This is a genomic window from Winogradskyella pacifica, assembly GCF_013403915.1.
Lineage (GTDB): Bacteria > Bacteroidota > Bacteroidia > Flavobacteriales > Flavobacteriaceae > Winogradskyella > Winogradskyella pacifica.
Genome location: NZ_JABFDI010000001.1, coordinates 430,241 through 440,263 on the forward strand (window position 1 = coordinate 430,241; position 10,023 = coordinate 440,263).

The 10,023-nt window shown below is 32.7% G+C and carries 9 protein-coding genes; 4 read left to right on the forward strand and 5 right to left on the reverse strand.

Annotated features, from left to right (window positions below):
* Window positions 1–59 precede the first annotated feature (59 nt).
* A complete protein-coding gene (locus HM984_RS01830; RefSeq protein ID WP_179347880.1) occupies window positions 60–1,298 on the forward strand; it encodes a hypothetical protein in 1,239 nt (412 codons plus the stop codon).
* A gap of 83 nt (window positions 1,299–1,381) precedes the next feature.
* On the opposite strand, the gene HM984_RS01835 is transcribed toward HM984_RS01830, so the two are convergent.
* The 5 genes from HM984_RS01835 to HM984_RS01855 all read right to left on the reverse strand — a co-directional run bounded on the left by HM984_RS01835 (window position 1,382) and on the right by HM984_RS01855 (window position 7,443).
* Window positions 1,382–2,839: an oligosaccharide flippase family protein gene (locus HM984_RS01835; protein WP_115808614.1), complete on the reverse strand. Its 1,458-nt coding sequence runs from the start codon at window positions 2,837–2,839 to the stop codon at window positions 1,382–1,384.
* 125 nt (window positions 2,840–2,964) lie between these two features.
* Window positions 2,965–4,251 (reverse strand): glycosyltransferase, encoded by a 1,287-nt coding sequence (locus HM984_RS01840; RefSeq protein WP_179347881.1) that lies wholly within the window; start codon window positions 4,249–4,251, stop codon window positions 2,965–2,967.
* 33 nt (window positions 4,252–4,284) lie between these two features.
* On the reverse strand, window positions 4,285–4,602 hold the full coding sequence (locus tag HM984_RS01845; RefSeq protein ID WP_179347882.1) for a hypothetical protein: 318 nt from the start codon (window positions 4,600–4,602) through the stop codon (window positions 4,285–4,287).
* A 17-nt stretch (window positions 4,603–4,619) separates the two neighbouring features.
* Complete coding sequence (locus tag HM984_RS01850) at window positions 4,620–7,085, reverse strand: YfhO family protein (protein WP_179347883.1); 2,466 nt, start codon at window positions 7,083–7,085, stop codon at window positions 4,620–4,622.
* An 82-nt stretch (window positions 7,086–7,167) separates the two neighbouring features.
* Window positions 7,168–7,443, reverse strand: a complete 276-nt coding sequence (locus HM984_RS01855; protein WP_115808610.1) for a DUF4834 family protein — start codon at window positions 7,441–7,443, stop codon at window positions 7,168–7,170.
* 151 nt (window positions 7,444–7,594) lie between these two features.
* Here HM984_RS01855 and HM984_RS01860 point away from each other — a divergent pair, with 151 nt between their 5' ends.
* The 3 genes from HM984_RS01860 to HM984_RS17955 form a co-directional block, all read left to right on the forward strand.
* Window positions 7,595–8,551, forward strand: a complete 957-nt coding sequence (locus HM984_RS01860) for a transporter (RefSeq protein WP_179347884.1) — start codon at window positions 7,595–7,597, stop codon at window positions 8,549–8,551.
* 20 nt (window positions 8,552–8,571) lie between these two features.
* The gene (locus HM984_RS01865) at window positions 8,572–9,690 is read left to right on the forward strand and encodes a GNAT family N-acetyltransferase (protein WP_179347885.1); all 1,119 of its coding nucleotides are present in this window, start codon (window positions 8,572–8,574) and stop codon (window positions 9,688–9,690) included.
* Between the two features lie 130 nt (window positions 9,691–9,820).
* A partial coding sequence (locus HM984_RS17955; protein ID WP_503328562.1) for a transposase occupies window positions 9,821–10,023 on the forward strand: 203 nt, incomplete at its 3' end.

Genomic DNA, 10,023 nt, shown 5'->3' on the forward strand with positions numbered 1-10,023 from the left:
GTATTTTTGGCACGCTGTTTGTTTTATACTAAACGAGTTTAATTTAAAACCCAATTATTATGAAACGAATTATATATTTATTTGCAGCCTTAGTCGCTATAAGCACAACTGCATTCGCAACCAGCACAACAACATCAGAAGCAGAGGCTTCAATTAATAACAATGTGAGAGGTTATGGTAATTCTTTCATATTTGATGAAGCCGGAATTGAGTTTTCCGTTTTTGCAGATGGTCAGTTTGATTTCTATTTACCAAATTATGGCCCCGATGTAAGTGTAGGAATTAATACTCCTGGGTTTAGCTTGAGTTTTAACTCTGGATACGATTATAATCCTTATATACAATATGATAGTTTTGGTGCTATTATTCAAATAGAAAACACACCTATCTATTATGATTATTACGGACGTGTTAACCAAATCGGTAACATCTTTATTAACTACAACACTTTTGGTAGAATCAGTAACGTTGGTGGACTAAATGTGTACTACAGAAACAATGTATTTTATAGATACGATGGCTTTATTAACATATATAACAGATCTTACGTTTATAGACCTTGGCACCAATTTTATGCGGTACCACATATTAATTACAGTATCGTACATGTAAATCCATACAGACAGCATTACACCCCTGTAAGACATATTTATTATAGACCTTATACGAACAATGTAAGACATTATAATATTGGAAGACGCGATAATGGTTATGCGGTTAGAAGAACTACTACAACCACTAGAACACGTGTTAGTTATGCTCAAACTCCAAGAAACAGTAGAGAGCGTAGTATTAGAACACAAGCACAACGTAATAATACGACAATTGCAAGCACAAGAGCTACACGTTTAAGAGATAACAATTCAACTGTTACTAGAACTACAACGACGCGTAATACAACTGCAACACCTGCACGTTCTGCGACGAGAGTTTCAACAACTACAAGAACAGCAACCCCTCGTAATAGTGCAACAACGAGAACAAATACAAGAGTCTCAACTCCTAGTAGAACACTTACCCAGCGTTCCACTAGAGTTACACCTACGAGAAATACAAATGTGACTAGAAGCAGTTCTTCTGTGTCTAAAACTATAGAACGAGGAAATAGTTCATCAGTTAGAAAACCAAGTGTTACTAATTCTCGTATATCTACTAAAGCAACATCACAAAGCTCAAGAAAAAGTAATGTGACGCAAAATAGAACAACGAAATCGGCTGTAAAAGCAAGATCAAACACAAGTAGTAGAACGAGCAACCAAAGTTCTACAAGATCTAACTCAAGTCGATCTAGAGGATAAAAAGTTTTTTTTGGTTGGTTAGAAGTTCCCGTATATAGTATGCCTCAAAGCGCTTTACGGGAATTTCTTTTATAATAAAACATCTAAAGTTTTAGGTGCTTTTTTATTTGTAGTGAGATATCATCTGAGACGTTCATTTTATAAATCAACATAAAATAAATGAGGCTTATTAATCCAGATTTTAAAATGATATTAATAATTGGATGAAATGGAAAATCCCAAAAGTAAAATGCAAACGACAATACAATCAATGCCAAAATAATCTTAACTGAACCAGATGTAAATGGCAGCATATTAAATTTTCGTTTTACAAATACAATTTTGATTGTATTATAAATGAATACCGCTAAAAATGTTGCAAAAGCAGATCCTTCAATGCCATATACAGGAATAAAAACCGCATTCAACACAATAGCCATAATAGCCAGTAATACTCCAAAAAACAACACCATTCTGTAATAATCACTGTTAAATAATATAGCATTATTATTCCCCAAACTGTTGTCATATAGCTTAGCCAGACTTACAATTAAAACCACAAAAAGTCCACCTGTAAATTTCTCTGGAAGAATTTCATATAGTTGATTAATGTTTAAAATAATGAGCAGAAAAATAAAACCACTAACTACTAAAAGCGTTATTGAGCTTCTCTTATATAAATCTTCTAAAGCAACCTTGTCTTTTTCATTAAGATACTTTGCTGTTAACGGTAACATAATTTGATGCATAGCACGTTGTGGAACGGCAATCACAGTAGCAATAAAAATAGCCACACTATAATAAGCCACCTGCTCAATATCTGGTAAGATTAAACCAATCATAAATTTATCAATATCTAGAATAAGCATCGCCACCGAACCTGCTATAATCATTAGTGCTGAATACTTTAATATTGAAAATTGATTTTCTAATTTTTGAAACTTTAACTTCGGAAATCTTACTGAATAGGCATACAGTTTCATAAGCACCATACGTAAGACATAAACGGCAACGAGTGCGTTAATAAATTGCGCAACCGACAACCAATCTAAATACACCGCAAAAAGTAAAAACATAATGCAAACGCGATGAAATATCTCTTTCATTAAGTTTCCAAAAACGGTTTGCATTTGCACTTTTGTCCAAGCAAAAAAGATTTCGAAATAAGCCATTGCCACAGCCAAAATAAAAATATGCCAGATATAACTTTCTACAATTTGGTTTTCGTTTGAAAGCCAATCAACAATTAAATCATAAGCAAAGTAGCCTATAACAACCGTTGGAATTATAAACAATAAGGGCAAAAATAACATCAGCGTTAAAAAGCTATTGATACTATTTTTAGTTTTGAATGTCGAATAAAATTTCACAATGGCATTATGAACACCAAAGGCCATAAAAGGCATCATAATATTAGCCGCTGAAAGTAGAAAGGCAACTAAACCATAATATTGATCCGTTAAAAAATTAGTGTAAAGAAAAAGTGTATTAATAGCTCCTATACCAAAGCCCAAATAGGTTGTAATAGTATTTTTAAATGATTGACTTAAAACGATTCCCATAGTGAAGCAAAATACGATTAATTAAGTTTAAAATTTTAATATGCCATTAGAAAACACCCCCTCAAGTCCACTCAAGGGGACATTCCTATCAATAAACTTTTGAGTATTGTTCCTTTGAGTAAACTTTAGACTCGATTTAACAAACCTGCTAATTTTTCAGTCAAGGCTTTGCGACTGTACGGTTGTAAACCAATAGCATTTACTTTTAATGTATTACTTTGAAAAGCTTCGAAATAGTTTAAAAGTTGTGACTTTAATTCGGCTTTCTGCTTATAGTTAAAATACGTTCCTGTATTTGTAGATTTTATGATTTGTTCTACATCAGCATCTTCTGGACCAATGGCTAATATGGGTGTTTCTGAGATTAAATATTCAAAAACTTTTGCTGCAATAATGGCTTTGGTATCTTCAGAATCAATTTCAATTAATAACAGTAATTGTGATTTCATTTGAAATTGTAATGCTTCATCATGACTCACATACCCCACAACTTCTAAATGATTCTTTAAACCATTATTATGAATCGATTCAATAACATCATCACTAACGACACCTATTAATTGTAATTTGAAAGCTTCAGAAAAAGCACTATTTTCTTTAATTAATTCTGAAAGTATTTCCCATAATATCACAGGATTACGTTCCGATAATAACGATCCAATGTGTGATAAGGTAAAGTGCTCATCCTTCGTATCTACCCTGACTGAATGCGAATCGTAACCATTCGTAATAACCGAAATGGGTTGTTTGGTTTTGGTTTGAAATTCGTTTTTGGTATGGTTACTAGTCACTATAATTTCATCAGCTGCATTTAGAACCTTTTTTTCTAAGTCAATGTGCTTTGCTTTTGAAGAGTTCGTTAATTTTAAATCTTTATGATAGCCAATGGTGGTCCAAGGATCTCTAAAATCGGCTAACCATTTTATACCTAATCTTCCTTTTAGCTGCAAGCCTATTAAATGCAAACTGTGAGGTGGCCCCGTAGTAATTACAGTTTCAATTTGATGCTCTTTTATATAGTTTGAAAGAAATTCAACCGAGGGTTTTATCCAGTTTTTTCGCGCATCAGGGATAAAAAAATTACCTCTTACATAAAGCATTGTTTTTTCTATCAACGATTGCTTTTTGGCTTTAGGAATCACACCAGAACTAATTTTCTTCGACTTTCCTTTAGAGAATAAACTCGCCAAACCATAAGGTTCGCTGATCGGTTGCTTTAAAATGGTAATAGTATCCGAAATTTCATTTACCAAACTTTCATCCATTATTGGGTAGTTTGGATTTTCAGGACAATACACAATGGGTTCTATACCAAACTCAGGTAAATACTTCACAAATTTTAACCAACGCTGCACGCCTGGCCCTCCTGCTGGTGGCCAATAATAGGTTATTATGAGTACTTTGTTTTTCATCCTGAATTCCTACGAAGATAGGAATCTAATTAATTAGTCTACTATAATTGAAATGAGTGAATCATTTTTAAATATCAAAAATGTATTATCTAAGAACAACGTATCTCCTTTTTTATCAACTCTGATATGAGCGTGATTTAGATTTAAGAAAGACTCTATTTCATTTTTATCATATAATCTTTTTGATGCTATTTCTCCTATTACATGAGTATCTGACTTTAAAAACACAAAATTTATTTTCTTAAAAGCTAACTCCACTTCTAACGAATTTGTTTTACCATATTGATAAATTGCGAGAACAATTGAGAACACAAATAAAATCCAAAAACTTTTTTTATAAGTTAATTTCATAACATGAAAGATTAATATCAATTATTCTTCCTACGCTTTATCTCATAAAACAATCCACCTAAAAGAAGTAATCCTAATAAAACAGAACTCGCTAAAGCCACTTGACTTCCTGTTTCAACAACTTGTGGTTCAAACTTAAATTCTATGGTGTGATTGCCTTCTGGTAATTCTAGTGCTCTTAGAACATAATTAACTCTTAAATGTGGTACTAATTTACCATCTATGTAAGCATTCCAACCTTGAGCGTAATAGACTTCAGAGAACACAGCTAGACCTATATTGCTATTATTAGATTCGTATTTTAAATAATTTGGCTTGAATTCTTTTAATTCAATTGAAGCTATAGAATCTACTTGATAGCTCGTTTTTAAATTATATTCAGCCTGAACCATTTGCTCTAAAACAGCTGTCGTCTTCGTATTTAAACTATCTAAAGCTACAATTTCTTTATTAGCATCTGCAACGACATTCAGTTGTGAAACAAACCAAGCATTTCCATTAGCCTCTGTATTGGTATAAGGAAAAATTTGACCTTGATCTTCTGCAATGATGTATTTTGTGTTAAGCATGTTCAGAACATTCATGTTGTTTTTATACACGTGAAACTCTAACAACTCATTAACACGTCCTAATTTAGCCGCATGATAACCAAACAATGAATTATGAAAATAGGCAGACCTTGCAGGTTTACGCTGTCCTTCACTAGACATGTCTAAAACTCTAAAATGACTCTTATCATTTAAGATTTCTAAATCAGCACTAGTTGGCTGGTAAGGTTTATCTACTTTTAAGGCAGATACAAAATTATCATTATTAACGTATTCTCTATCTACCGTAACTAAATCAAAAAGAATTAACACAGCGAATACCACCACGACTAAATTTTCGGACAATTTCTTTTTTAAGAACATAAAAATGGTTCCTGCTGAAAGCAATACTAAAACCAAAGCTCTCAACGTATCTGCAGTCATTAATGCTTTACGGTCTTCAATTACAGCATCAATAAAAGGTTGTCCATACGCGCCAATATATTGATCATCTCTAAAGCTTTCAAAATCAAACAGAAAAGATTTAAATACTAAAAAGATTAAAGCTAAACCTGCTGTGATTGCAACTGAATATTTTAAGGCTTTTAGTTTTTCTTCATCCTTCTGAAAATCATTAAATAAACGAACTAAAGCCATAATTCCTAAAACAGGAATACATAATTCTAAAATCACTTGGATAGAGCTTACGGCTCTAAACTTATCATATAATGGAACAAAATCAATAAAGAAATTAGTTATAGGATTACTATCTGGTTGAGGGTTTTCCACAAAAAACCAATTTTTCCCTAATGATAATATCCACGATAATAATGTGCCACCTAAAAGCCACCATTTTAATCTGCCTTTTACTAAAAACAGCCCCAAAACAAAAAGGAAAATAATTACAGCACCTACATAAGCGGGTGCTTCAACGATGGTTTGATCTCCCCAATACATTGGCGCATTTCTTGCGCCATCTAAGGCATCAATTGGAGAAGCTCCTAAATCAATATAAGCGTCATAAGTATTAGAGTCCTTACCTACATCTTCAGAGTTTCCTCCACCCATAAATTTTGGAATAAAGAGATTGAAAGATTCTAGAATACCATAGCTGTATTCTGTAATATATTCCCTGCTTAATCCTGACGTTACCTCTTTAGGAGATCCATCAACATTTATGGTTAAATCGCTTTTACCTCGTGTACTTTCTTTAACATACTCTTGGGTCGCCATAATATTTGTAGCGTTTAATCCAACAGCTAAAATGGCAGCAACAGAGAGTAATCCTACAGACTTAAAGAAATGTGGTAATTGTTGTTTTTTGTAAGCATCTACGAGATAAGCCAATCCTAAAACTAAAACCAATAATAGGAGATAATAAGTCATCTGAAAATGATTCGTTACAATCTCTAATCCTAAAGCAATAGTAGTTAAGAAAAATCCGAGTATATATTTCTTCTGAAACGTGAGAACAATTCCGGCTAACACCAAAGGCATATAGGCTATTGCATGTGCTTTAGAGTTATGACCAACACCAAGTATAATAATGAGGTATGTTGAAAATCCAAAAGCTAATGCTCCTAATGCAGCGAGTTTAAAATCAACTTTTAGCGACAACAGTAATATGTAAAAGCCTATAAAATATAAGAACAGATAATCTGCTGGTCTTGGTAAGAATCGTAAGGTTAAGTCGAGTTTTTTAATATAATTGTGCGGATATTTTGCTCCTAATTGATAGGTTGGCATACCACCAAACGCACTATTGGTCCAATAGGTTTCTTCTCCTGTGGTTTTGGCAAACTCTTTTTGTTGTTCTGCCATACCAATATAGTGCATAATATCACTTTGATTGATTTTTTTGCCTTGTAAAACAGGACTAAAATAGGCTAAAGATAATGCGACAAATCCTACTAAAATTAAGACATGCGGTATTAAACGTTTTATAGAAAATGACATGTGAATGCTTTAAGTTGAATGATTCTGAAAAGTAGTTATTTTTTTTGAAACATTGTGTAGGATTCCTTTTTACAAAAGAATTCTATTCATCAATTTCTTCGTAATCAATATATTCGCCCACTTTCTGGTTAGAAGAACTATTATTGTTAGGCATTTTATCGATTATCGTTTCACCTTCCTTTTGCTTTTGTTCCTGTCTTTGTTGATTTGGGTTTTGGAATCCACCAAATTGGCCACCAAACTTTTCCTCAGCTTTCTTGGCCACAAACTTCAACAATAACGGAGCAAAAAGACGTGCTAATATCTTAAAGCCAAAGTAAACAAGTAAAATAATTAATATAGTTCTCAGTAATCCCATGGACTAAGCTTATTGTATGATAAACATGTTATAATATTCAAAAATACAATTATACTCATTTATAATCCGATATTATTCCTTAAAAAAACTATAAAATATCTATATTTGACTTCAATCTACAATAGACCTATAGGTTTTAAATCCATATATAATGCGAATACTCAAATCCATATTAGTTTTAATTCTTGCCTTTAGTTTTAATTCTACCTACGCCCAATATACTGAAGTAATTAACTCTAACCGACCTGGAGTATCTAAAAGTGCCTTTTCTGTAGGAACAGGAGTTGTACAGTTTGAAACTGGCGCCTATACCGTAAAAGAAGAGCATGCGCTTGCCAATTATGAAGTTTCAGGGTTTGGTCTTGATTTTGCACTGAGATATGGCTTATTATTTGAAGAGCTAGAATTATCGCTTGATGGCATTTATCAAAATGATAATATCACTTATAATAATGCTACAATTCCTCTTCCAGACAAACGCTCTAATTTTAAAAATTTCACTCTTGGAGCAAAATATCTGGTATATGATCCTTATAAAAATGCAGGAGAAGAAAAGCCAAATTTATACAGCTTTCACGCTAACAATAAATTCAGCTGGAAATCCTTAATACCTGCCGTTTCTATTTTTGCAGGCGCAAATTTTGACGCTAAAGACAATCCTTATACTGCCCCAGACATTGAAGGCTTTAGTCCAAAGGTAATGATTGCAACACAGAACAATTTTAATGGTGGTTGGGTTTTTGTAATGAATTTAATTAAAGATAGAATTGGAACAGACCAGTCTGATTTTCAATATATTTTTACACTAACACATTCATTCACACCACAATGGGTTGTCTTTGGAGAAGCGCAAGGCATTGATAGTGATTTCTATGCTGATAATATTTTTAGATTTGGAGGTGCTTACCTTTGGACTAAAAACTTTCAGTTAGATGCTAATCTTGCCTTTAACACTAAAGATACACCAACTGTTCTAAATATCGCTTTCGGAGCGTCGTACCGTTTAGATTTCCATCAAGATAAAAAGATAGATAACGGTAACGGCAGTGATGGTAATTTCAAGAAAAAGAAGAAAAAGGAAAAGAAAACAGATGATTTCGATTCTTAATTTATAGCGTTCCTAACTACATGATAACAATTAAAGAAGCCACATCAAAAAAGGACTTAAAAGCATTTGTTCGGTTCCCTTTTAAAATTTATAAAGATTCTAAATATTGGGTACCACCAATTATAAAACAAGAGTTAGAAACCTTTAATAAAGACAAAAACCCAATCTTTAAAGATGCTGAAGCCCGATTTTTCTTGGCTTATAAATCTGGTGAGGTTGTAGGTAGAATTGCAGCGATTATCAATTGGCTAGAAGTCGACAAGCAAGGCATAAAGAAAATGCGTTTTGGTTGGTTTGACTTTATTGACAATTTAGATGTTAGTAAAGCGTTATTAAATACCGTTGAAGATATAGGAAGAGAACAGCAATTAAGTTATGCTGAAGGTCCTGTAGGCTTTTCTAATTTAGATAAAGTCGGTGTAATGACCGAAGGTTTTGACCAATTGGGAACAATGATTACGTGGTATAATCATCCTTATTATATTAACCATTATAAAGAACATGGATACCTTATTGAAAAAGAATATTCAGAAAACAAGTTTCCTTTTGAAAACGTAAAGCCAGAGTTCTTTAAAAAAGCACAAGAACTCATTAAACGTCGTTATAAATTAAGAGCGCTTCAGCTTACAAAAACAGAAGAAGTAATGCCTTATGCAGATCGTATGTTCGATTTGTTTAATGAGAGTTATTCGTCTTTATCCTCTTTTGTTGAAATTACAGATATTCAAAAAGAATATTTTAAAAAGAAATTTATCAGCTTTATTAATCCCGAGTACATCAAATTTGTAGTGGATGAACATGATAAACTAGTTGGTTTTGCTGTTGTTATGCCACGGTTTGCACAAGCGTTACAAAAAGCAAATGGTAGATTATTTCCCTTTGGATTTACACATATCCTAAAAGCTAAAAAACACAGTAAAGACGTTATTTTTTACTTAATAGGTATTCATCCCGACTATCAAAACAAAGGTGTTCATGCCGTTATTTTTAACGAATATTACGAAACCTTTAAGCAAAAAGGGATAGAAACATGTTATAGAACTCCAGAACTTGAAGATAATATTGCCATTAAACAAATATGGAAACATTTTGACCCTAAAGTATATGCACGACGCAAAACATTGCGAAAGGACTTATAGGTATTAGTTGTTGGTTGTTGGTTGTTGGTTGTTGGTTAAACAAACAAAAAAAAGAGGCTGTCTAAAAAGGCAGTCTCTTTTTTTATATTTTATATTTTCAAAGAAGCATTGATTTTCGTATCTTAAAGGTATGAAAAGCAACGTTGTATGGAAGACCAATAGTCAGACTCAATTGAGTCTTCTCCCACCCAGTTACGATGATTTTGTTCCAGAGAATCATCCCGTTCGTATCGTTAACAGTATTTTAGACCAGATAGATATTAGCTCTATTGAGAGGACTTATAAAGGAGGTGGAACTTCAAGTTATCATCCAAGAGATTTACTGAAGATTTT